Origin of the sequence: Celeribacter sp., from assembly GCF_048266405.1 — a bacterium.
Lineage (GTDB): Bacteria > Pseudomonadota > Alphaproteobacteria > Rhodobacterales > Rhodobacteraceae > Celeribacter.
The window spans coordinates 184,628-207,470 of the sequence record NZ_JBLWZO010000001.1 but is presented as its reverse complement, the minus strand read 5'-3'; the positions used below and the strand labels follow the sequence as shown (position 1 = coordinate 207,470).

Annotated in this window: 20 protein-coding genes; 16 read left to right on the top strand and 4 right to left on the bottom strand. The window is 57.6% G+C overall.

Annotation, left to right across the window (positions count from 1 at the left end):
- Window positions 1-6: 6 nt before the first annotated feature.
- The 5 genes from ACN0TS_RS01085 (at window position 7) to ACN0TS_RS01065 (ending at window position 6,173) form a co-directional block, all read left to right on the top strand.
- Window positions 7-1,146: a Gfo/Idh/MocA family protein gene (locus tag ACN0TS_RS01085; RefSeq protein WP_417257468.1), complete on the top strand. Its 1,140-nt coding sequence runs from the start codon at window positions 7-9 to the stop codon at window positions 1,144-1,146.
- A 120-nt stretch (window positions 1,147-1,266) separates the two neighbouring features.
- Entirely contained in the window at window positions 1,267-2,313 is a 1,047-nt protein-coding gene (mgrA, locus tag ACN0TS_RS01080; protein ID WP_417257467.1) for an L-glyceraldehyde 3-phosphate reductase, read from the top strand.
- Window positions 2,310-3,938, top strand: coding sequence for a glycoside hydrolase family 43 protein (locus ACN0TS_RS01075; protein ID WP_417257466.1), 1,629 nt, complete (start codon window positions 2,310-2,312; stop codon window positions 3,936-3,938). Before mgrA ends, ACN0TS_RS01075 begins: the two co-directional genes overlap by 4 nt.
- Window positions 3,939-4,024: 86 nt before the next feature.
- Window positions 4,025-4,867 (top strand): TolB family protein, encoded by an 843-nt coding sequence (locus ACN0TS_RS01070; protein ID WP_417257465.1) that lies wholly within the window; start codon window positions 4,025-4,027, stop codon window positions 4,865-4,867.
- Window positions 4,845-6,173, top strand: a complete 1,329-nt coding sequence (locus ACN0TS_RS01065; RefSeq protein WP_417257464.1) for a cytochrome-c peroxidase — start codon at window positions 4,845-4,847, stop codon at window positions 6,171-6,173. The genes ACN0TS_RS01070 and ACN0TS_RS01065 overlap by 23 nt, the downstream gene beginning before the upstream one ends.
- A 13-nt stretch (window positions 6,174-6,186) precedes the next feature.
- On the opposite strand, the gene ACN0TS_RS01060 is transcribed toward ACN0TS_RS01065, so the two are convergent.
- Window positions 6,187-7,710, bottom strand: coding sequence for a CRTAC1 family protein (locus tag ACN0TS_RS01060; protein WP_417257463.1), 1,524 nt, complete (start codon window positions 7,708-7,710; stop codon window positions 6,187-6,189).
- On the bottom strand, window positions 7,707-8,966 hold the full coding sequence (locus ACN0TS_RS01055; RefSeq protein ID WP_417257462.1) for an ROK family protein: 1,260 nt from the start codon (window positions 8,964-8,966) through the stop codon (window positions 7,707-7,709). Before ACN0TS_RS01055 ends, ACN0TS_RS01060 begins: the two co-directional genes overlap by 4 nt.
- A gap of 236 nt (window positions 8,967-9,202) precedes the next feature.
- On the opposite strand from ACN0TS_RS01055, the gene xylF reads away from it, so the two are divergent.
- The 5 genes from xylF (at window position 9,203) to xylA (ending at window position 15,303) form a co-directional block, all read left to right on the top strand.
- Window positions 9,203-10,231, top strand: a complete 1,029-nt coding sequence (gene xylF / locus ACN0TS_RS01050; RefSeq protein ID WP_417257461.1) for a D-xylose ABC transporter substrate-binding protein — start codon at window positions 9,203-9,205, stop codon at window positions 10,229-10,231.
- Between the two features lie 144 nt (window positions 10,232-10,375).
- Window positions 10,376-11,677, top strand: coding sequence for a sugar ABC transporter permease (locus ACN0TS_RS01045; RefSeq protein ID WP_417257460.1), 1,302 nt, complete (start codon window positions 10,376-10,378; stop codon window positions 11,675-11,677).
- Window positions 11,674-12,441, top strand: coding sequence for an ATP-binding cassette domain-containing protein (locus ACN0TS_RS01040; RefSeq protein ID WP_417257459.1), 768 nt, complete (start codon window positions 11,674-11,676; stop codon window positions 12,439-12,441). Before ACN0TS_RS01045 ends, ACN0TS_RS01040 begins: the two co-directional genes overlap by 4 nt.
- A gap of 124 nt (window positions 12,442-12,565) precedes the next feature.
- On the top strand, window positions 12,566-14,005 hold the full coding sequence (gene xylB / locus ACN0TS_RS01035) for a xylulokinase (RefSeq protein WP_417257458.1): 1,440 nt from the start codon (window positions 12,566-12,568) through the stop codon (window positions 14,003-14,005).
- Window positions 14,002-15,303, top strand: coding sequence for a xylose isomerase (gene xylA, locus ACN0TS_RS01030; protein WP_417257457.1), 1,302 nt, complete (start codon window positions 14,002-14,004; stop codon window positions 15,301-15,303). Before xylB ends, xylA begins: the two co-directional genes overlap by 4 nt.
- Before the next feature lie 76 nt (window positions 15,304-15,379).
- On the opposite strand, the gene ACN0TS_RS01025 is transcribed toward xylA, so the two are convergent.
- On the bottom strand, window positions 15,380-16,285 hold the full coding sequence (locus ACN0TS_RS01025; protein ID WP_417257456.1) for a sugar kinase: 906 nt from the start codon (window positions 16,283-16,285) through the stop codon (window positions 15,380-15,382).
- A complete protein-coding gene (locus ACN0TS_RS01020; protein WP_417257455.1) occupies window positions 16,275-17,027 on the bottom strand; it encodes a GntR family transcriptional regulator in 753 nt (250 codons plus the stop codon). Before ACN0TS_RS01020 ends, ACN0TS_RS01025 begins: the two co-directional genes overlap by 11 nt.
- A gap of 214 nt (window positions 17,028-17,241) precedes the next feature.
- On the opposite strand from ACN0TS_RS01020, the gene uxaC reads away from it, so the two are divergent.
- The 6 genes from uxaC (at window position 17,242) to kduI (ending at window position 22,839) form a co-directional block, all read left to right on the top strand.
- The gene (gene uxaC / locus ACN0TS_RS01015; protein ID WP_417257454.1) at window positions 17,242-18,651 is read left to right on the top strand and encodes a glucuronate isomerase; all 1,410 of its coding nucleotides are present in this window, start codon (window positions 17,242-17,244) and stop codon (window positions 18,649-18,651) included.
- Between the two features lie 29 nt (window positions 18,652-18,680).
- Window positions 18,681-19,661, top strand: coding sequence for a TRAP transporter substrate-binding protein (locus ACN0TS_RS01010; protein ID WP_417257453.1), 981 nt, complete (start codon window positions 18,681-18,683; stop codon window positions 19,659-19,661).
- A gap of 161 nt (window positions 19,662-19,822) precedes the next feature.
- On the top strand, window positions 19,823-20,341 hold the full coding sequence (locus tag ACN0TS_RS01005) for a TRAP transporter small permease (RefSeq protein ID WP_417257452.1): 519 nt from the start codon (window positions 19,823-19,825) through the stop codon (window positions 20,339-20,341).
- Complete coding sequence (locus tag ACN0TS_RS01000; protein WP_417257451.1) at window positions 20,341-21,654, top strand: TRAP transporter large permease; 1,314 nt, start codon at window positions 20,341-20,343, stop codon at window positions 21,652-21,654. The genes ACN0TS_RS01005 and ACN0TS_RS01000 overlap by 1 nt, the downstream gene beginning before the upstream one ends.
- Before the next feature lie 12 nt (window positions 21,655-21,666).
- Entirely contained in the window at window positions 21,667-21,984 is a 318-nt protein-coding gene (locus tag ACN0TS_RS00995; protein WP_417257450.1) for a cupin domain-containing protein, read from the top strand.
- 30 nt (window positions 21,985-22,014) lie between these two features.
- On the top strand, window positions 22,015-22,839 hold the full coding sequence (kduI, locus tag ACN0TS_RS00990; protein ID WP_417258161.1) for a 5-dehydro-4-deoxy-D-glucuronate isomerase: 825 nt from the start codon (window positions 22,015-22,017) through the stop codon (window positions 22,837-22,839).
- Window positions 22,840-22,843 lie beyond the last annotated feature (4 nt).

Sequence of the window (22,843 nt, the reverse complement as noted above, 5' to 3'; positions counted from 1 at the left end):
CTCTACATGAAAAAACTCGGTGTCGGCATCATCGGATGCGGTAACATTTCCAAAGCATATCTGGACCTTGCGCCCAATTTCAAAGCCATCGAAGTGCGGGCCGTAGCAGATATCAACATGGAGGCAGCCCAAGGGCGCGCGTCGGAATATGAGGGCGTTCGGGCGGAGACGGTCGACGCGCTTTTGGCGGCAGATGATCTTGATCTGATCATCAACCTGACCATTCCCGCCGCGCACTTTGAGGTGACAAAACGCATTTTGGAAGCGGGTAAACACGCCTACTCCGAAAAGCCCTATGTGCTGTCCTTGGAAGAGGGCGAAGAGCTACGCGCGATCTGTGAAAAGACGGGCCTGCGGGTCGGGTCTGCACCAGATACATTTATGGGCGGCGCTCACCAAATGGTGCGCGACCTCATTGACAGCGGCAAGGTTGGCACGATCACATCGGGCACCTGTCACTTTATGGGCGCGGGCATGGAAATGTGGCACCCGAACCCTGATTTTTTCTTCCAGCCAGGCGGTGGTCCCGTGCTCGATATGGGGCCGTATTACGTCACCAACCTTGTGCAGCTATTGGGGCCTGTCAAACGTGTAGCGGCTTTGTCGAACAAGGGTCGTGAACAGCGCACAATCACCACGGATTGCCCACGCAAGGGCGAAGTGCTTGACGTTGTTGTCGATACCAACTTCCACGCGTTGTTGCAGTTCGAAAACGGTGCGGCGATCACCATGAGCCTGTCGTGGGATGTCTTTGCCCATGAACATCAGAACATGGAGCTCTACGGCACTGAGGGGGCGATCTTTGTGCCTGATCCGAACTTCTTCGGGGGCACGATCCGCATGGCGGGAACAGACCGCGAGGTCCACGAAGTCGCGCAGTGGGATCACCCCTTTGCCGTCGCCAATATGGAAGACGGGGACGCAGGGCCACGCGCCAACTACCGCACCGCAGGTGTCGCGGATATGGCCCAAGCCATCGTCGAGGGGCGTCCGCATCGCTGTTCCTTGGAATTGGCCACACATGCCATCGACGTGCTAACCTCCATCATGAAATCTGGTGAAACAGGCGCGTTTGTGGAGATTTCCACGACCTGTGAACGACCTGCTCCAGTGACGCCAGATGAGGCCAAAGCCTTGATGGGCTAAGGCCTATCACCTGTGCGCAAATGAGCGGTAGCCGTGCTCTGCGCTGTGCGCCAAGATATGAGCGTCAATAAATGGGCGCCCCAGCTTTGGGGCGTCTCGCACACACTCGGAGGAACCGCGATGAAACCTTATGTCCCGTCAGAAACCCGTTACGATAAAATGGTCTACCGCCACTGTGGGAAATCGGGGTTGAAATTGCCCGCGATTTCGCTCGGCCTGTGGCACAACTTTGGTGGTGATACGCCGCATACGACAAAGCGTGAGATCCTGCGCACGGCGTTCGATCTCGGCGTGACCCACTTTGATCTCGCCAACAACTACGGCCCGCCCCCCGGTTCGGCGGAGTTTGCCTTTGGCTCGATCCTGAAGGAAGATTTTGCAGGTCTGCGCGACGAGATGATCATCTCGACCAAAGCAGGCTACAAAATGTGGGACGGCCCCTACGGCGAGTGGGGATCACGCAAATACCTCATGTCCTCTATCGACCAATCGCTGACCCGCATGGGTCTGGATTACGTCGATATTTTCTATTCGCACCGCTTTGACCCCGACACGCCCCTTGAGGAAACTATGGGCGCGCTGGATAGCATCGTGCGTCAGGGCAAGGCGCTTTATGTCGGGATTTCGAGCTACAACTCCGACCGTACCCGTGAGGCCGTTCGCATTTTGAACGAGCTTGGAACGCCCTGTGTGATCCATCAGCCGAGCTACAATATGCTCAACCGTTGGGTAGAACACGATGGCCTCAAAGATACGTTGCAGGAATTGGGCGTCGGCTCCATCGCCTTTACCCCGCTTGCCCAAGGGATGCTGACCAACAAGTATCTCAAAGGCGTGCCAGAAGGATCGCGCGCGACCCAAGGCAAATCGCTCAAGCCCGAGTTCATTTCGGAGCGGACGGTGCAAAACCTCAACAAACTCAATGACATTGCCGCGAAGCGCGGACAGACGCTCGCGCAGATGGCGATTGCGTGGGTGTTGCGCAATGGTGGCATTACCACGGCTTTGATCGGGGCGTCTAAACCGTCTCAGGTGGTCGACTGCGTTGGTGCCATTGAGAACCTCGAGTTTACCGAGGAAGAACTGAAATTGATCGACGAATATGCCGATGAGGAAAAGATCAACCTCTGGGCCAAGTCGTCCGAGGAAGTTGGAGAGCCTTCGTGATCCGCAATCCGATCCTACCCGGTTTCAACCCCGACCCGTCGTTTGTGCGGGTCGGGGACGACTACTATATCGCGACCTCGACCTTTGAGTGGTATCCTGGGGTGCAGATTTTTCACTCGAAAGATTTGGTGAATTGGACGCTCGTCGCGCGTCCGCTCAACCGTGCGGCCCTCTTGGACATGCGCGGAAATCCCGATAGCTGCGGCATCTGGGCGCCGTGTTTGAGCCATGACGGTGAGAAGTTCTGGCTTGTCTACACGGACGTGAAACGTTTGCGCGGCTCGTTTAAGGACGCGCATAACTACATCACGTGCTGTGACACCATCGACGGCGACTGGTCCGATCCGTGGTATGTGGCAAGCCACGGCTTTGACGCCTCCTTGTTTCATGATGACGATGGCCGCAAATACTACATGACCGTGCAATGGAACCACCGCGGCGAAGGCACGGGCGGCAATCCGAAGCACTCGTCCTTTGATGGTATCCTCTTGCAAGAGTGGTCGCCCGAGAGCGGCCTCATGGGGCCGATCAAGAATGTCTATTCCGGCACGCCGCACGGGCTGACCGAAGCGCCGCATATCTTCAAACGCAATGGTTACTACTACATGACCACGGCGGAGGGGGGCACGGGCTATGATCACGCGGTGTCGCTCGCGCGGTCACGTGATATTTGGGGGCCGTATGAGAACCACCCGAACCTGCACGTGATTTCGGCCAAGGACAGTACGATTGCCGAGCAGCCAATCCACCGCACGGGCCACGGTCAATATGTGGAGACGCCAGACGGCCAGCATTACCACACCTTCCTGATGGGCCGCCCGATCCAGAAGCGCGGCACGGGGCGTCTGTTCTGTCCGCTTGGTCGCGAGACAGGGATCGAACGCGTCGTCTGGGGCGATGATGACTGGCTCTATCTTGAGAATGGCGGCCTCGACGGCAATACCGTGCCGCGTGTTGAGGTGGCCGGTCTGGCTGATGTTGCGCCAACACCGCCCAAAGCTGTGGTGGATGACTTCGCGGGCACCAAATTGCCACTGGATTTCCAATGGCTGCGCCACCCGCATCCCGAGCGGTTGTTCCGTGTCGATAACGGCTTGCACATCATCGGGCGCGAGAGCTTTGGCTCGTGGTTCGAGAACGCATTGGTTGCGCGCAGGCAAGAGCATTTGGCCTTCGAGGTGGAGACGACCTTGGCCGCTTTTGCCCCCGATACCTATCAGCAATCGGCGGGTCTGACCTACTATTACAACCAACATAAGTTCTACAAACTGCTCGTCACCTTCGAGCCTGATGTGGGCCGCTGCGTGCGTCTCGTCGGCTGTCTTGGCAATTGGCAGGATCAGGCGCTCACATGGCTGTCCGATCCGATCCCTGTGGGCGATGGCGCGATTGAGCTCAAACTGGTGGTTGACCGTTCCGACGCGTGGTTCTTCATGCGTGAAGCGGGCGGTGAGTGGGCGCAAGTCGGCGATATGCAGGATGCCACTTTGATCTCGGATGAGGCGGGTGTCGGCGAACATGCGTCCTTCACAGGGGCCTTTGTCGGTATGTTTGCATCCGACACCACGGGGCAGGGCAAAGAGGCGACATTCTCTCGCTTTGCCTATACCCCCGAAGGCGCGTAAATTCGACGCAATACGGGTGGGCATCCGTGCCCGCCCGACCTCTTTTCCTATTCGCACATCAACACTGTGCAGCAACGGAGAGCCTCATGGCCAACTGGACCTCGCGCATTATGATCTATGATTTCGAGGAGGGGCGTGCGTTTCCCGTTCTTGAGACCGATATGCATATCGAAGCGCCAAACTGGACGCCCGATGGCTCGGCCTTGATCGTCAATGGCGACGGGCGGCTGTTCGAGGTGGATCTCGCAGAGCCCGAATTGGCGGAGATTGACACGGGGTTGTTGATCAAACTCAATAATGATCACGGGATAACGCCTGATGGCACGAAACTGATACTGTCCGATCATACCCTTGGCGCGGGGTCGCTCATCTGGACGCTCGACCTTGAGAGCGACGACGATCCCGTCCAGATCACGCCCAAAGCGCCGAGTTGGTGGCATGGCGTGTCGCCCGATGGCAAAACCGTGGCCTATACGGCGGTGCGTGATGACACCTTTGGTATCTGGACCTGTCCCATTGATGGCGGGACCGAGACCTGTTTGATCCAAAGCGAGTATCATTATGACGGGCCGGATTACACCCCTGATGGGGCGTGGGTCTGGTTTAACTCCGAGCGTTCGGGCAACGGATCGTCCGATCTGTGGCGCGTCCGCGTGGATGGCACGGGGGCCGAGCAAATGACCGATGACGAGCGCGTCAATTGGTTCCCGCACCCAAGCCCCGACGGCAGCCGCATTGTCTATCTTGCCTATCCTGAAGGCACCAAAGGGCATCCCGCCGATCTGGATGTGGAGCTGCGCACCATTGATCCGAACGGTGGGACGCCTGAGGTCTTGCTGTCGCTGTTCGGCGGGCAGGGCACAATCAATGTTCCCTCATGGTCGCCTGATGGAGTAGCCTTCGCCTATGTCGAATATGCGCGTAAATAGACCTGTTCGATCTGCGGCTCTCGTCGCCGTGTGTTCGGTGTGGGCAGGTTTGTCGTGGGCGATTGAGCTGCCTGAGCCCGCGACGGATGATGATTTTCTGCACGGCTCCCCTGAGGAAGTCGTTTTGGGGCAGCTGTTGTTTTACGACCCGATCCTGTCGGGCAATGACAATATTTCCTGCTCCACCTGCCACCATCCCAAATTCGGCACTTCGGACGGGGTGAGCCTTGGCATGGGGGAGGGCGGGATCGGCCTCGGCCCGAAGCGGATCGTTGATCCTGAAAATGTGCCCGAGGACCGTGTCCCGCGCAATGCGCCCGCGCTCTACAATCTGGGTGCAAAGGAATACATCACGATGTTCCATGACGGACGGGTGGAAGTGGTGGACGGAGTTTTGACTGTCCCGATCGAAGACCCGTTTTTCGATCGGGTGAACGGTATTCTTGCCACCCAAGCGGCCTTCCCCGTCCTGTCGCCCGATGAGATGGCGGGGCACGTCAATGAGAACCCGATCTCCAAAGCCGTGCGCAAGGGACGGTTTTCGGGCGAGGGCGGCGCATGGGATTTGATTGCCTCGAAAGTGGCCGCAATCCCCGAATATCAATCACTCTTTGCCGATGCGTATCCCGACACCGCCACGCGTGGCATTCGCTTTGCCGATATTTCCAACGCCATTGCCTGTTTCATCGCGGAGGAGTTTCGCGCCGACAACAGCCCGTTTGACGCCTACCTGCGTGGGGAGGTTTCGGCGTTAGGTCCTTTGGCGACTGAAGGCATGGAGTTGTTCTATGGTGATGCGGGCTGCGCCGATTGTCATAGCGGTACTTTTCAAACTGACCATAAATTCCACGCCATGGGCCAGCCGCAATTCGGACCGGGAAAGACACTGGCGTTCGAGCGGGGCGCAAGTGACGAGGGGCGGTTCCGCGTGACGGGCAAGGAAAGCGATCTCTACGCGTTTCGCACGCCGTCCTTGCGCAATGTGACCCTGACAGCCCCCTACGGGCACACGGGCGCCTATGCCGATCTGTGGGAGTTCGTGACCGCGCATAGCCTGCCGCGGGCGGCCTTTCATGCGTGGACGCCGGATATGGCAGTGCTGCCCGATTTGGATGTTGAGGATTGGATCGCGTGGGAAGATGACCGCGAAAAGGCGGCTATTCTGGATGCAATCGAGGTTGAGGACAGGGCGCTGTCCGCCGATCAGGTCGACGCGATTGTGGCCTTCATGGAGGCGCTGACCGATGACACGACGCGCCTTGGTGTGCCTGACGCAGTGCCATCGGGATTGCCGTTCGAGAAGTGATGGAGGCGGTGCGTTACCGCGTCAGTTCGATCCAACGGTTGAGGGCGGTGATTTCAACCCAATCGCTTTCCTCGCCATCCGGCCAGATCACACGCAATTGCGCCTTTTCCGCCAAGCCTAACCCGAAATGCAAAGGCGCCGATTTGCCTGAGACATGACCGCCGCCAATGGTGTTCTCTTGAACCTGTAGGCCGCGATTGGTCAGAACTTCGATGACGCTGCCGACTGCGAAGGTGTTCGATCCTTCTTGATAAAGTGAGACATCGAGGTAGCTACCCGTGTCTTGGGTCGTGTTTTGATACAGCTCCATTGGTCCGCCGCGATTGACCACAACGAGATCGAGTTTACCGTCAGCGTTGAGATCGGCCAGACCTGCGCCGCGCGATTTGGCCAGTGACGCAACACCCGCTTCAATAGAGCCTTCGGTAAAGCGTCCATCGGTGCCTTGGATCAGGAGGTTGTTAGGATCGCGTGCCGCATTGCCGGGCATTTGCTCGACGTTGCCCTTGGCGATGAACAGGTCGGCGTCGGTGTCATTGTCCACATCGCCCCACTCCGCGTGCCACCCTGTTGAGGCGCGGCCATCGTCGCCCACATGGGGACGGTGCGCATAGGTGCCAATGTCGTAGGGCGCGGCCTCATAGGTGCCGTCGGGTTTGCCGAATTGCAGCAGTTGATCGCCCATTGAGGTGAGCATCACATCGGGGATGGTGTCGCCGTTTATGTCGCGTTCTGCGATGCCCATGCCCCATAGAGAGACCTTTTCCCATCCGTCTTCCTCGGTCAGAAAACGATCCGAAGCGAGATCGTATAGCTGCTCGTAGCCTCCTGACACATAGTAGTGTCGGTCGTTGGACAGGCGTAGCATGGTCGCGCCATGTGCGCCTTTCGACATCAGTGCCGAGAGGGTGCAGAACCCAGGCTCCAGTAGGGATTTCTCCCATCCCTCCGCGGTCGGGCGGTGCAACTCGTTGCTATCACAAGCCTCAAACGGGCCTTCGGGGTCATCGCGGTTGACGTAATTGCCAAAGAACAGTGTCGGACGGTCCGCGCCTGCCTCCCAAGTGGCGCTGAACGCGGTGGTCCATCTGTCGCCGCCGTCAAAGCCCCAAGCGGCGCTCGCATCCTCGAAGCTGCACTTCGGCCCGCCCTTGAGCAGCATATTCGCGCCCACGCGCATCACCGCCAGATCAAGCTGCCCGTCGCTGTCTATGTCGATGGGGTAGGCGCCTGTGACGCCTGTGATCTCCATGATCTCGCCCGCCTCGAAGGTGAGCGCACCGCCGCGCTCGGAGCGGTTGATCATCAGGCTTGCGGGGCTGTCGCCCCCTGCGGCGAACAGATCGGGCAGGCCGTCAGCATTGCAATCAAACACGGCGACGCCGCCACCGACGAAATGCTCCCATCCGCCCGTGTAGGCATGGGCGGGGAGCGCATCGGAGCGGTTGGTAAAGGTGATTGCGGTTTCGGCCTGCGCGACAGAGGCGATGGCACAGCCAAAGGCCGTGATCGACGTCAAAAAAGTGGCTCGGCTCATCCCAGAAGTCTCTCCGTCGCATGGTCGAGCGCCAATGCCCCCGCACCCTGTGCCCATATCAGATCGCCCCACGCGTGAATATCGACAGGTGTTGACGGACGACCCGGTTTTTGCGTGAGGTCACGATACTCGCTCAAGACCTCTTCCGCGTAGAGGTAGTCGTAGCGCAAACGATCCCCCGACAGCAAGATCAGGGCGGGGTCAAACATGGTCACAACATTGGCCAGTCCCACGGCGAGATAGCGCCCTGCGCGCGAAAAGATTGCGCGGGCGGCTTCATTGCCGTCTTTGGCGCGGCCAAACAGGTCTTCGAGCATTTCAGTGGGCGAGGTGGTTGAGGCAAAGGGGTGGGCGAGCGCGGTGTGGGCCTCGCGCACAAGCGCATAGTCGGCGACATAGGCCTCAAGGCAGCCGCGTTTACCACAGCGACACAGGGCGCCGTTGATCTGGATGGTCATGTGGCCCAATTCCATCCCGTGCCCCGCTCCTCCGCGTTGCAGGGTGTGGCCTTGGACATAGCCGATGCCGACGCCATGCTCGATGGACACCACGGCAAAGTTGTCGAGCGCACGGCCCGCGCCGAACCACAGTTCGGCCATCGCCAAGAGATTGGCGTCATTGTCGATGCGAACGGGGATTCCCAGTCGTTGTTGCAGCAGGTCGCGCAGGGGAATGTCTGGCTCAGTCAGAAAGGGACACCAGATGACTTGGCCCGCATCGAAATCAACCATGCCCGGAATGCCGAGCGCAACGGTGGCGAGATGGGATCGGTCCAGACCTGCGGAGGCCAATGTCGCCACCACGAGGTTTTCGATTTCCTCGATGATTTCCTCTGTGCTGCGCTGTTCGGGTGGAGCGGGCAGGGTGGTCGCACCGATGCGTTTGCCCGCCAGATCAAGCAGGACAGCCGAGTTGCCGCGATCCGAAATCTTGATGCCGATCACGGCCGCAGCAGCGCCATTGATCTTTAGCCCCACGCGGGGTCGCCCGCGCGTGCTATCTGACGAGCTGCGCGCAATCTCTGTTTCCGCGATCAGCCCCATGTCTATGAGGTCGGTCGCCAATGTGGTGACTGTGGCGGGGCTGATATCGAGGTGCTTGGCAATATCGACCCGCGCAATTGTCCCCGCGGCCCGAATGGCCTCCAGCAATTGACGCTTTAGGGGCTTTGGTGTTGCGTTCTGGGCGCGAAACAACGGCCCGCACCCTTGGTTCTCCCCCTCCGCAATCGTGGATTTGAAGTCTGCGCTGTTCATTCTGTAAAATTCATACGGATAATTAAATGTCGATCAAAAACGAAGATCGACCCTCCCTTTGGGCAATTAAGTCACGGGTTGAGTGGCAAATCTAGCAAAAAAGTTACCTAAATCGCATTATTTTATTTGGAAGCTAAATTTAAATGTGCAATCTTGCCGCTGTCCGATAGCGAGTCGAGTGCGTGCATTCCGCACGCCATGTCGTCGGACGCTATATATTTTTTGGGAGGAAAATAATGCGTAAATCCATGCTTATGGCAGCCACCATCGTGGCCTCTGGCCTCGTATCCACTGCCTATGCGGCTGACCTCACGGTCGGTGTTAGCTGGTCCAACTTTCAAGAAGAGCGTTGGAAAACAGACGAAGGCGCAATCAAAGCGGCTCTTGATGCTGCTGGTGCAAGCTACGTCTCCGCAGACGCACAGTCGTCGTCCGCAAAACAGCTGTCCGACATCGAGAGCCTCATTGCTCAAGGCGTCGATGCGCTGATCGTTCTGGGTCAAGACACCCAAGCGGTTATTCCTGCTGTTCAAGCGGCTGTTGACGAGGACATCCCCGTCGTCGCTTATGACCGTCTGATCGAAGACGACCGTGCCTTCTATCTCACTTTCGACAACGTCGAAGTTGGCCGTATGCAGGCCCGCGCCGTTCTCGAAGCACAGCCTTCCGGCAACTACGTCATGATCAAAGGCTCGCCCACCGATCCAAACGCAGACTTCCTGCGCGGCGGTCAGCAAGAGATCCTTCAGGACGCCATTGATGCAGGCGATATCAAAATCGTTGGCGAAGCCTACACCGACGGTTGGTTGCCTGCGAATGCGCAGCGTAACATGGAGCAGATCCTGACCGAGAACGACAACAACGTTGATGCTGTCGTTGCGTCGAATGACGGCACCGCAGGTGGTGTTGTTGCGGCTCTCACTGCACAGGGTATGCAGGGCATTCCCGTATCGGGCCAAGACGGCGACCACGCTGCTTTGAACCGTGTTGCGGCAGGTACACAGACGGTTTCCGTATGGAAAGACGCACGTGAGCTTGGCAAAAACGCTGCTGAAATCGCTGTGGCGCTCGCTGGTGGTACTGCGATGGATGAAATCGACGGTGCAGTTAAGTTCACCACTCCTGGTGGCATCGAGATGAACGCCAAGTTCCTCGCGCCAATCCCGGTCACAGCTGACAACCTGACGACTGTGACTGATGCAGGCTGGATCACCGTTGAGGCTCTGTGCCAAGGCGTTGAAGACGGTCCTGCACCCTGTAACTAAGCCGCTTTAAACCTCAGTCGAGGTGAAAAGACCGAATGTGACCTCCCGTACCCAATAGGGCGCGGGGGGTTGCGCGGGCATGGATCGCTTGACGGCTGATCCAGTAGAATGATGGGCGAGCAACACGCCCGATGGGGAATGAATATGGCGGATTCCGCGCAGGATAACACTGCCGCAAAAAGCTCGAAGGGCTTGATTGCGCAACTTGAATTAGACATGCGGTTGTTGGGGATGATCGGGGCATTTGTATTGCTCTGTCTTGCCTTCAACTTTGTCACGGAGGGGCGGTTTTTAACGCCTCGCAACATTTTTAACCTGACAATTCAAACGGTGTCGGTGGCGATTATGGCCACGGGCATGGTGTTTGTGATTGTCATGCGCCACATCGACCTGAGTGTCGGCGCACTTCTGGCCTTGTGTTCGGCTATTATGGCGATGGTGCAAGCGCGTTGGCTTCCCGAGGTTTTCGGCCTTGAGATCGGGCACCCGATGATTGCTCCTTTGGCGATGCTGTCGGGCCTAGTTGTCGGGACACTGATCGGCGCGGTGAACGGCTGGCTTGTGGGCTACCACAATATTCCCGCCTTTATCGTGACGTTGGGCGGCTTGCTCGTCTGGCGCAACGTCGGGTGGTATCTCACCGATGGTCAAACCATAGCGCCACTTGATCAAACCTTCCTTGTCTTCGGCGGTGCCGAAGGGACATTGGGCGTGACGTGGTCATGGATTGCGGGTGTCTTGGCCTCGCTGTTCACGATCTACGCGCTCTGGAATGCGCGGCGCAACAAGCAGCGCCACGAGTTTCCTGTCAAACCTGTTTGGGCAGAAGTGTCCATCGGCGTTATCGCCGTAGGGGCGATCATGGGCTTTATCGCCACGCTCAACGCCTACAACATCCCAAAAGGCAAATTGCGCCGGATGTTTGAAGCCAGCGGAACAGAAATGCCTGAGGGGTATACCCAAGGCTACGGCCTTCCGATTTCGGTTCTGATCCTGATCGCGACAGCTATCGTGATCACTGTCGTGGCCAAGAAAACCCGCCTCGGGCGCTATATCTTTGCGACGGGCGGCAATCCTGATGCGTCGGAGCTTTCGGGCATCAATACGCGCCTTCTGACCGTCAAGGTCTTTGCGCTCATGGGGTTCTTGTGTGGTCTGTCGGCCATCATCGCCCAAGCGCGTTTGCAAAGCCACACCAATGACATTGGCACGCTCGACGAGCTGCGGGTGATTGCGGCGGCTGTGATCGGCGGCACGGCGTTGTCTGGCGGGATTGGCACGATCCACGGCGCTATCCTTGGCGCTTTGATCATGCAGTCCTTGCAGTCTGGCATGGCGATGGTCGGGGTGGACGCTCCGTTCCAAAACATTGTTGTGGGCGGCGTGCTTGTGATCGCGGTCTGGATCGACATCATTTACCGTAAACGTCTGGGGATCAAAACATGAGTGGCAACCCAAACACCGGAACACCTTTGGTGGAAATGCGCGACATCTCCATTTCGTTTGGCGGGATCAAAGCCGTGGATAAGGTCTCTATTGATCTACACGCGGGCGAAGTTGTGGGCCTGCTGGGTCACAACGGCGCGGGTAAATCCACATTGATTAAATGCCTGTCGGGTGCCTATCACATGGATGCGGGTGAGATTTTCATCAACGGCGACAAGGCCGAAATCCGCAACACCCGTGACGCGCGCAAATACAATATCGAGACCATCTACCAGACCCTTGCTCTGGCCGATAACCTCGATGCTGCGTCGAACCTGTTCTTGGGCCGCGAATTGGTGTCCCCGTTGGGGTTCGTCGATGAGGGTGCAATGGAGGCGGAGACGCGGGCGATCATGGCCCGTCTCAACCCCAACTTCAAAAAGTTTTCCGACCCTGTGTCGGCCCTGTCAGGGGGACAACGTCAATCTGTGGCGATTGCCCGTGCGGTCTATTTCAACGCTCGCATTCTCATCATGGACGAGCCCACAGCGGCGCTTGGTCCCCATGAGACCCAGATGGTTGCTGAACTGGTTGAAGAACTCAAACGTCAGGGGCTCGGGATTTTCCTGATCGAGCATGACATCCACAACGTGATGAAGTTGTGCGACCGCGCGATGGTGATGAAGAACGGCCAATCGGTCGGCACGGTCAACGTGGACGAAGTCACGGATGACGACATTCTGGGCATGATCATCATGGGGAAAAAGCCCGACGCGGCCTATTAGGGCGCATGAACTTTCCTGTATCCGTCTCCGGTTCTGAGGCGGGTGCAGGTCTCATTTTCTGGTGCGCGGTTCCTGATGCAGGCACCGAATTACGTGCCAACCGTCGAAAAGAAAAGGACGCAAGATGTATATCGGATTGGACCTCGGCACATCGGGTCTCAAGGGAATTTTGATGTCTGAGGATCAGGCAATCGTGGCCGAGGCCAATGCGCCTTTGACCAACGAACGCCCTCATGACGGATGGTCCGAGCAAAGCCCGCAAAGCTGGCTTGACGCTTGTGACGCGGTGATGGCGGAGCTTGGCGCCAAGGCCGATTTGTCGGGCGTGGCGGGGATCGGTCTTTCGGGCCAGATGCATGGCGCGACGCTCTTGGACGCCTCGGACAAGGTGCTGCGTCCGTGTATTTTGTGGAATGACACGCGGTCACACGCCGAGGCCGCAAGCCTCGATGCGGACCCGAAATTCCGCGACATCACGGGCAATATCGTCTTTCCAGGGTTCACGGCTCCGAAACTGGCGTGGGTCAAAAACAACGAGCCTGAGGTCTTTGCGAAGGTCGCCAAGGTCTTGTTGCCGAAAGACTATTTGCGTCTGTTCCTGACGGGCGACTACGTGGGCGAGATGTCCGATAGCGCGGGAACGGCGTGGTTTGACACCGCCAAGCGCGATTGGTCGGATGATCTGTTGGCGGCGACGGATATGGACCGCTCGTTCATGCCGCGCCTTGTCGAAGGCTCGGAGACCTCTGGCACTTTGCGCGCGGAACTGGCGAGCAAATGGGGCGTCCCTATGAGCTGCGTTATCGCGGGCGGCGGCGGCGACAACGCGGCCTCGGCCATTGGCGTTGGTGTGGTGAAGGCGGGTCAGGCCTTTGTCAGCCTTGGCACCTCTGGCGTGCTGTTTGCCGCCAATGACGGCTATCAGCCCGATGCGGGGCGTGGGGTTCACACCTTCTGTCACAGCCTTCCCGACACATGGCACCAGATGGGTGTGATCCTCGCGGCGACTGACGCGCTCAACTGGTACGGGCGGTTCGTGGGGCAGGGGGCAGCAGCGCTGACCTCTGATCTCGGCGCGCTGCAATCGCCAGGAAAAACGCGGTTCATGCCCTATTTGGGGGGGGAACGCACCCCGCTCAACGATGCGGGCATTCGTGGGGCCTTCGTCGGTCTGGAACATGCCACCGACACGGCGGCGGGCACCCGTGCCGTGCTTGAGGGCGTGACCTTCGCGATCAAGGATTGCGCCGATGCTCTGGCCGCGACAGGCACTAAAATCGATCACCTTCTGGCAGTGGGTGGCGGGTCCAATTCCGACTACTGGGTGGAGGCAATTGCCACCGCTCTGGATTGCCCCGTGCATCTTCCTGTCTCGGGAGATTTCGGCGGCGCGTTCGGCGCGGCGCGGCTTGGCCAGATGGCGGCCACAGGGGGCGGGGCAGACTTGGCCACGGCACCGACTATCGAGAAAACCATCGACCCAAATGCGGCGCTCACACAGGCGTTTGCGGATGGGTTCGACCGTTACAAATCAGCACAAAACGCGATTAAGGGACTGACATGACAGACTTCTTCAAAGGCATTCCGCAGATCAAATTCGAAGGCGCAGATAGCGACAACGAGTTTGCATTCAAACATTACAACCCTGACGAAGTGATCATGGGCAAGCGCATGGAGGACCATCTGCGCTTCTCCATCGCCTATTGGCACTCGTTCGCCTATGAGGGCGGTGATCCGTTCGGCGGGCGCACATTTGATCGTCCGTGGTTCGATGGCGGCATGGAGAATGCCAAGCTGAAAGCCGATGTGGCCTTTGAGATGTACGATATCTTGCAAGCGCCGTTCTTTGCCTTCCACGATCTGGATGTACGTCCCGAAGGGGCCAATTTTGCCGAAAGCACCCGTAATCTCGAAGAGATCGTGGACTATTTCGCGCTGAAAATGGAAAGCTCCAAGACCAAACTTCTGTGGGGCACAGCCAACCTGTTTACCCACCGTCGTTTCATGGCGGGTGCTGCGACCAACCCTGATCCCGATGTGTTCGCTTATTCAGCGGCAACGATCAAATCCTGCATGGATGCGACGATTAAACTCGGCGGGTCGAACTATGTGCTTTGGGGCGGTCGTGAGGGCTATGAGACCCTTCTCAACACCGATCTGAACAAAGAGGCCGACCACGCCGCGCGGATGTTGGAAATGGTCGTGAACTACAAGCACAAGATGGGGTGGGACGGTCAGATTTTGATCGAGCCAAAGCCACAAGAACCGTCCAAGCACCAGTATGATTATGATGCAGCAACGGTTTACGGTTTCCTCAAGCGCTACGGCCTTGAAAACGAAGTCAAACTGAACCTTGAGCAAGGCCACGCGATCCTTGCTGGTCACTCGTTCGAGCACGAACTGGCCGTGGCACGGTCCTTGGGTATGCTTGGGTCCATCGACATGAACCGTAACGATTACCAATCTGGCTGGGACACCGATCAGTTCCCGAACAACGTGCCAGAGGTGGCCTTGGCCTATTACGAAGTGCTGCGCGCAGGGGGCTTCACCAAAGGGGGCACCAACTTCGACAGTCGTATCCGTCGTCAGTCGCTCGACGCCGAAGACCTCATCCTGTCCCACGTTGGCGGCATGGACGTCTGTGCGCGCGGCCTCAAGGCAGCGGCAGCAATGCTTGAGGATGGCAAGCTGGAAGCGGCTCGCGATGCGCGTTATGCCGATTGGGATAGCGCCACATCGAAAGCCATGCTTGAAAGCGATCTTGAGAGCATTCAGGCTCGCGTTTTGGCCGAGGATATCAATCCGGAGCCACGCTCGGGTCGCCAAGAGCGCTTGGAGAACCTTGTGAACTCTTACATGTAAGCTGTTCTATAAGAACACAAATAGGAAAGGGCGGGGATCAACCCCGCCCTTTTTGTGTCTGTAAATGATCAGTGGCTTAGAGTTTGACCAAAGCCCCGCGGTGCAACACCACCTGAGCCGAAAGCGCCATGCCAGAGCGCAGCGCATCGGTGAGGTTTGCACCCTGCATGCGGGCGGTCAGGAAGCCTGCGTTGAAGCTGTCGCCCGCGGCTGTGCTGTCCACGGGTTGGACGGGTTCGGGGTGTAGCGTAAAGCCACCTTCGCCCTTGGACCATGCGTAGAGTTCGTCCGCACCGTTTTTGACGATCACCGTATGGGCGCCAAGGTTGCGGTAGCGCAGCGCGGTGTCGGCGGGTCTTTTGTCCCCGAACATGACCTCTTCCTCGTCAAAGGAAGGGAGCATGATATCGGCAATCGCCGCCGCTTTCGACAACCACTCTTTGGTGGCTTCGGGGTTTTCCCAAAGGCGTGGACGGATGTTGGTGTCGAACACCACTTCCGCCCCTTTTTCGCGGGAGCGCGACAGGGCGTCGATCAGGTTCTGGCGGTGTTCGGGCGACAGGATCGCAAGTGTAATGCCCGAGAACAACAGGATGCTTTCGCCATCAAAGGCTGCGTCCAGACGGGCAGGGTCGGCCGCCAAGAGCTTCGCCGCCGAGGTGTCGCGCCAATAGGCAAAGCTTCGCTCGCCGTTGTCGAGTTGGATCATGTAAAGCCCGACGGTGCGATCCGGAATGCGGGCAATGTGATCGGTTTCGATTCCTGAGCTTTCGAGGAACGAGACCATGCGGTCGGAGACGGCATCCGCCCCCGTGCAGGTCAGATAACCAACGTGATAGCTGAGATCCCCTGCGAGGCACCGACGCGCATACCACGCGGTGTTGAGCGTATCGCCTGCAAAGTTCATGTCATATTTTCCAGCCCCGTCGGGGGCCATTTCCACCATGCATTCACCGATGGTTAAGAGCTTTTTATGCGCCACGTTGGTCCTCTTGTTCAAAAAATTCGCCATGTTCGGCGCGGATGTCCTCAATGATATGTCCAATGCGTTCTAGGTGAAAGCGCATTTGGGTCGAAGCTGCGTCGAGATCACCGGCCTTAACCGTTTCCATGATCGCGCAGTGGTCGTCATAGGCCTGTTGCGAGCCTTTGCCCAAGGAGAGGTAGCGCACTCGGTCCATATGGGCCTTGTTGTCTTTGATAATCGCCCAGACCTTCGGGTGGCCCGCAATCTCGCACAGGATTTCATGGAGTGCATCGTCGAGCTCGTGGAACTCGGTGCGGTCGTCATTGGCGATTGCTGCTTTCTGGGCGGCCATATTGGCCTCAAGACGTGCGATGCCAGCATCGGTCATGTTCATCATCGCGGCGCGGAGGGTTTCCATCTCAAGGGCGGTGCGGATGAAGCGGGCTTCATGGACCGCACTGACCGAGATGGGGGTGACAGTGGTCGCGCGTTGCGGGCGGATGAGGAGAAAGCCTTGTTGTGACAGGCGGTAAAAGGCATCGCGCACGGGTTGGCGTGACACGCCCAATTGGCTTGCTACCTCGGCCTCCGACATCTTGGTTCCGGGGCGCAACTGCAATTCCACGATGCGGTGATAGAGCGCGTCATAGACCATATCCGTTACGGAGGGCACGCGGGCTTGGTCAATTGCGGTCAATTGCACCCTTGCGTTTGCCTGTGCGCTGCTCGTTGCTTTTTGTCTGGCATCATTGGCCATATGTGCATCTCCGTCTTTCCCTCAGGTGTCTTATGCGCTGTTTCGTAGGTGAAAGGCAATGTCATCTGCACAAAGTCAGCGGTGCGTTGACTGGTGTTGTAAACTAGCATATTAGTTTAGTAGGTACAAATATGGTCGTAAGAATCGCACACTCAATGCGATCACGACGCTGCAAAACCAGTGACGTAAACGTTGCTGACGAGGGGGAGAGCGAATGGCGCTGCTTGATGAAGATCGCCTGTTTCCAGTCGATGGAAAGGTGCGCGACCTTGCGCGTGATATTTATGCGGGGATCGAGGATCTCCCGATTATTTCCCCACATGGTCATACTGATCCACGCTGGTTTGCCCTAAATGAGCCGTTTCCCGATCCTGCGAAGCTGTTTGTCACGCCTGATCACTATGTGTTCCGGATGTTCTGTTCGCAGGGCGTAGATCTAACCTCGCTCGGGGTGCCTCGTGTGGATGGTGGTCCGACCGAACAAGACCCGCGCAAAATCTGGCAGGTCTTTGCGGAGAACTTTTACCTGTTGCGCGGTACGCCCTCTAACATGTGGCTGACCCATGCGTTCCAAGAGGTATTCGGGTTTGACATTCCTTTCGGGCCCGATACGGCAGGTGAGTATTACGACCACATCGAGACCTGTCTCAAGAGCGACGCCTTTCGGCCGCGCGCTTTGTTCGAGCGGTTTAATATCGAGGCAATCTCGACCACCGAAATGGCGCTCGACGACCTTAAATACCATCGCATGATCGCGGAGGGCGATTGGGACGGCAAAGTGATTTCTGCCTACCGCCCCGACGATGTGGTCGATCCCGATTTCGCAGGGTTTGCCGACAACGTGATGAAGTTGGGCGAATTGACGGGTGAGGACACTGCGTCGTGGACGGGCTATCTGAATGCTCATCGCGCGCGTCGCGCCTATTTCATCGAGCATGGTCGCGTGACGGCCTCGGATCACGGCCACCCGACCGCGCGGACCGAGAACCTCGATCCCACACAGGCCGCCGAATTGTTCCAGACGGTGTTGTCGGGCAAGGGCAGCGCCGAGCAGCATGAGGCCTTCCGTGGACAGATGCTCACCGAGATGGCGAAGATGTCGCTTGATGACGGTCTCACATTGCAAATCCATGCGGGGGCGCATCGGAACCACAGTGATCCGATGTTGAATATCTTCGGGCGCGACAAGGGGTTTGATGTTCCGTCCCAGACCGAGTTCGTTAACAATCTCAAACCGTTGCTTGGCGCGGTTGGTATGGAAAAAGACCTGCGCGTTATTCTGTTCATGTTGGACGAGACCACGCAAAGCCGCGAATTGGCGCCACTCGCAGGGGTCTATCCTGCGCTGCGCCTCGGCCCACCTTGGTGGTTCTTCGACAGCTACGAAGGCATGCGTAGGTTCCGTGAAAATACCACCGAAACCGCAGGGTTTTATAACACTGTGGGCTTTAACGATGACACTCGCGCATTCTGTTCAATCCCCGCCCGTCACGATGTGGCGCGGCGTGTGGATGCCGGATACCTCGCTGAACTTGTTGCCACAGGGCGATTGGGGGAAAGCGAGGCACATGAGGTCGCACATGACCTCACGTATAGACTGGTCAAAGAGGCTTACAAACTTTGACCAAAACACGTCTCAGGGAGGAGACTACTATGACGACCTTGAAAACCTATACTGCTGCCGCCGCGATCCTTGCAGGCACAGTTCTGTCCGCATCTGCTTGCGAAGTGACGCTGCGCTCGAGCGATACGCACCCCGACGGTTATCCAACCGTTGCCGCCGTGCAATATATGGGCGAAGAGCTTGCGAAGGCCACGGACAACAAACTGTGCATTGAAGTGTTCCACTCCGCGCAGCTTGGCGAAGAAAAAGACACTATTGAGCAGACACAGTTCGGTGTGATTGACCTCAACCGCGTTTCGCTTGGGCCATTCAACAACATCATCGAAGAGACGAAAATTCCGTCGCTGCCTTACATTTTCCGTTCGGTTGAGCACATGCACAAGGTCATGGATGGCCCGATTGGCGAAGAGATCCTTGCGGCATTCGAGGCCCACGACCTCGTTGGTCTGGCGTTCTACGATGGCGGTTCGCGTTCCTTCTACAACAGCCAGAAGCCGATCACCTCGATGGACGACCTGTCGGGTCTGAAATTCCGCGTGATGCAGTCGGACCTCTTTGTCGACATGGTTGACGCGCTTGGCGCCAATGCGACGCCAATGCCCTACGGCGAGGTCTACTCCTCAATCCAGACGGGTGTGATCGACGGGGCCGAGAACAACTGGCCATCTTTTGAGTCCTCGGGCCACTATGAGGTTGCAGGCTATTACACGCTCGATCAGCACCTTATCGTGCCCGAAGTCCTCGTGATGTCGAAAGCCTCTTACGACAAACTGTCCGCCGAAGAGCAACAGGCCGTTCGCGAGGCCGCACGTGCGTCTGTTCCCGTAATGCGCGATCTGTGGGCCGAGCGCGAGAAAGCCTCGGAAGCCAAGGTGCGCGAAGCGGGCGTCGAGATCATTACCGATATCGACAAGACACCGTTCATCGAAGCAATGGTTCCTGTCTATGAGAAGTATGTCACCACCGACAAACTCAAAGACCTCGTTACACGGATTCAAGCAACCGAATAAGCGCGTTTTAACGACACGCTTAAAGTGCCCGATCCCTTCGGGTGCGGAGCCTCGTATCCTCCATTTCTGCGAGGCTCCATTACTATCATGCGGGACGCTCCTCACGGGGGCGTCCCGTCCTCCCTCACGCAGGGAAGAACGGGGTGAAGATGCAGATATTTATGAAAAAAGTCGCGCGATTGATGGCGGTGGTTGCGCGTATTGCGTTGTGGGTTTCAGGCATAGGTCTGGTTCTGATGACGGCCTTTATCGCCTATCAGGTGTTGGGGCGCTTTGTGCTCAACAATACGCCGACATGGACCGAAAGCTGGGCCGTGATCATCATGGGATGGTTTATCTTCCTTGGGGCCGCTGTCGGCATTCGTGAGGGGTATCACCTTTCGTTTGATGTGTTGCTCTACGTCTTGCCCGCGCGGGTTAAAAACGTGCTGCACACGGTCTCCGATTTGGTCATCGTTGCCTTTGGTATCGGCATGATTTTTTACGGATGGCAATTGGCCGAAAAGACATGGCCCTCAACGATCCCCAATATCGGGATTACGGGTGCGGCCTCCTTTTTCTCTCTGATCACGGGCGGGGTTCTTATGGTTCTGTTCTCGATCGAACGTATTGCACGCCGTGCAGCCGGTATGGTGACCGCGCGCTTTGGCGAAACTGAATTGCCTGAGGAAGATCGTTGATGTTCGACATTGCAGCCCTAATCGGCCCCGACCATGCACTTTGGGTGTTGTTTGGCACCTTTACCTTTTTGCTTCTTATCGGCACGCCTGTCGCGTTCTGCCTTGGGGTGTCGTCCTTTGCCACCGTTTTGTACCTCGGTTTGCCGCCTGTGGTGGTGTTCCAGCGTCTCAATTCAGGGGTGTCTGTCTTTGCCTTGATGGCCATTCCGTTCTTTATCTTTGCGGGCGAATTGATGGTGCGCGGCGATATCGCGCGGCGTCTGGTGGCGCTTGCGGGCTCGGCCGTGGGGCACTTTCGCGGCGGTTTGGGGCAGGTTAATATCCTCGCCTCTGTCCTGTTTGGCGGGATCTCCGGTTCGGCGGCTGCTGATGCCTCGGCCATTGGGGGGCTGATGGTTCCGCAGATGAAGGAGCGCGGATATGATGCTGATTATGCAGTAAATATCACCGTTGTTTCCTCCATAATTGCGCTGATGCTGCCGCCCTCACACAACCTGATTATCTATTCGATCTCCGCGGGTGGTAAAATCTCCATCGCGGATTTGTTTACTGCGGGCATCATTCCGGGTTTGATCCTTGCGCTCTCGTTGATGTTTGCCGCATGGCTCGTCGCGAAACGGCGCGGCTATCCGCTTGAGGCCTTCCCCGGTGGGCGGATGATCCTGACGATGTTGGTCTCTGCTTTGCCTGGCCTGATCCTTGTCGCGATTATTTTCGGCGGTGTGCGCTCGGGCATTTTCACGGCGTCGGAAAGTTCCTGTATCGCGGTTGTCTATGCGATGGCTGTGACCTTCTTTGTCTACCGCTCGCTGTCTTTCTCCGAGTTCGTTCTCGCCGTCAAAGGCGCGGTGCGGACCACGGCGATGGTGCTTTTGGTGATTGGTTGTGCGGCGGCCTTCGGTTGGCTCTTGGCCTATCTCAAAGTGCCTGCCTCTCTTGTTGCCTTTATGCAGACGGTGTCCGAGAACCCGATTGTGATCCTCTTGTTGATCAACGTGATGCTGTTGTTCTTGGGCACCTTTATGGACATGTCGCCGCTGATCGTCATCACCACACCGATCTTTTTGCCCGTGGCGACGGCCTTTGGTATCGATCCTGTCCAGTTCGGCATCGTGATGATCCTCAACCTCGGGATCGGCCTGTGTACGCCGCCAGTGGGGGCGGTGTTGTTCGTGGGCTGTGCGGTGGGCAATATCCCCGTCTGGACCGCCATTCGGTCGATCTGGCCGTTCTATTTCGCGGCTGTGGTCACACTTCTTCTCGTCACTTACATTCCTGCGCTGTCGCTTTGGCTGCCTGCGCAATTTCATTAAGGAGTCCGTCACATGAGCCATGTGAAATCATTCCCACTCGTGCAAGTGGATGAAAAAGTTACCCGTCAGGTGCTTTCAGAGAATGAAAGCCTTATGGTCGTTGCCTTCGGATTTGAGCGCGATGGAGAAGGGAGCTTGCATTCGCATCCGCATGTTCAATCCACTTTTGTCAAAAGCGGACGTTTCGTGTTCACCATCGATGGCGAGTCCTTTGAAGTGAAGGAGGGGGACAGCTTTGTTATCCCGTCAGGCGCCGAGCATGGTTGTGTCTGCCTTGAAACTGGGATACTAGTAGACTCATTCACGCCGCGCCGCGACGATTTCCTATAATTGCACTCCCGAAAGGTTGATCTCATGACGATCCTCAATGTTGAAACCCGCCACGCCATCCATCCCGACCACGCTAAAGGCATGGATACCCAAGCCCTGCGCGACAACTTTCTGTGTGAGAGCATGTTCAAAGACGGCGAGATCAATCTCGTCTACACCCACTATGACCGCTTTACTGTCGGTGGCGCTGTGCCCGCAGGTGGTGCGCTGACCCTCGACAAAGTCGCAGAGACCCGTACCGAAACCTTCCTTGAGCGTCGCGAAATGGGTGTCGTCAATATCGGTGGTTCCGGCACGGTTGAGGCGGATGGCGTAGTCTACAACATGGAGCAGGGCGATGTGTTGTACCTCGGCATGGGCACGGGCGCTGTGACCTTCAAAGGCGACGGACGGTTTTACATCACATCGTGCCCCGCGCATCACACATATGAGAGCCGCCTCGTGACGGTAGAGCAATCCAACCAAGTGACGATGGGCGAGGCTGCGACGTCCAACAAGCGCACGATCAAGATGTTCATTCATCCGCTCGTCATGCAAAGCTGTCAGTTGGTTCTGGGCTACACCTCGCTTGAGGACGGCTCCGTTTGGAACACCATGCCCGCGCACGTCCACGACCGCCGCATGGAGGCCTACCTCTATTGGGGAATGGACGAGGAAAGCCGTGTGTTGCACCTGATGGGCGAGCCACAGGAAACCCGCCACATGTTCGTCGCCAACGAGGAAGCCATCGTGTCACCGACATGGTCGATCCACTCGGGCGCAGGCATCGGAAAATACACCTTCATCTGGGCGATGGCGGGCGACAATGTCGACTACACCGACATGGATTTCGTCCAACCTGCTGAACTGCGCTAAGGGG

Coding starts and splice junctions, on each gene's coding strand:
- ACN0TS_RS01085 (WP_417257468.1), top strand. CDS start 7: ATGAAAAAACTCGGTGTCGGCATCATCGGATGCGGTAACATTTCCAAA.
- ACN0TS_RS01055 (WP_417257462.1), bottom strand. CDS start 8,966: ATGAACAGCGCAGACTTCAAATCCACGATTGCGGAGGGGGAGAACCAA.
- ACN0TS_RS01005 (WP_417257452.1), top strand. CDS start 19,823: ATGAAAAAAGTCGCGCGATTGATGGCGGTGGTTGCGCGTATTGCGTTG.
- xylA (WP_417257457.1), top strand. CDS start 14,002: ATGACAGACTTCTTCAAAGGCATTCCGCAGATCAAATTCGAAGGCGCA.
- mgrA (WP_417257467.1), top strand. CDS start 1,267: ATGAAACCTTATGTCCCGTCAGAAACCCGTTACGATAAAATGGTCTAC.
- ACN0TS_RS00995 (WP_417257450.1), top strand. CDS start 21,667: ATGAGCCATGTGAAATCATTCCCACTCGTGCAAGTGGATGAAAAAGTT.
- xylF (WP_417257461.1), top strand. CDS start 9,203: ATGCGTAAATCCATGCTTATGGCAGCCACCATCGTGGCCTCTGGCCTC.
- ACN0TS_RS01040 (WP_417257459.1), top strand. CDS start 11,674: ATGAGTGGCAACCCAAACACCGGAACACCTTTGGTGGAAATGCGCGAC.
- ACN0TS_RS01065 (WP_417257464.1), top strand. CDS start 4,845: ATGTCGAATATGCGCGTAAATAGACCTGTTCGATCTGCGGCTCTCGTC.
- ACN0TS_RS01070 (WP_417257465.1), top strand. CDS start 4,025: ATGGCCAACTGGACCTCGCGCATTATGATCTATGATTTCGAGGAGGGG.
- xylB (WP_417257458.1), top strand. CDS start 12,566: ATGTATATCGGATTGGACCTCGGCACATCGGGTCTCAAGGGAATTTTG.
- ACN0TS_RS01020 (WP_417257455.1), bottom strand. CDS start 17,027: ATGGCCAATGATGCCAGACAAAAAGCAACGAGCAGCGCACAGGCAAAC.
- ACN0TS_RS01060 (WP_417257463.1), bottom strand. CDS start 7,710: ATGAGCCGAGCCACTTTTTTGACGTCGATCACGGCCTTTGGCTGTGCC.
- ACN0TS_RS01000 (WP_417257451.1), top strand. CDS start 20,341: ATGTTCGACATTGCAGCCCTAATCGGCCCCGACCATGCACTTTGGGTG.
- uxaC (WP_417257454.1), top strand. CDS start 17,242: ATGGCGCTGCTTGATGAAGATCGCCTGTTTCCAGTCGATGGAAAGGTG.
- ACN0TS_RS01010 (WP_417257453.1), top strand. CDS start 18,681: ATGACGACCTTGAAAACCTATACTGCTGCCGCCGCGATCCTTGCAGGC.
- ACN0TS_RS01045 (WP_417257460.1), top strand. CDS start 10,376: ATGGCGGATTCCGCGCAGGATAACACTGCCGCAAAAAGCTCGAAGGGC.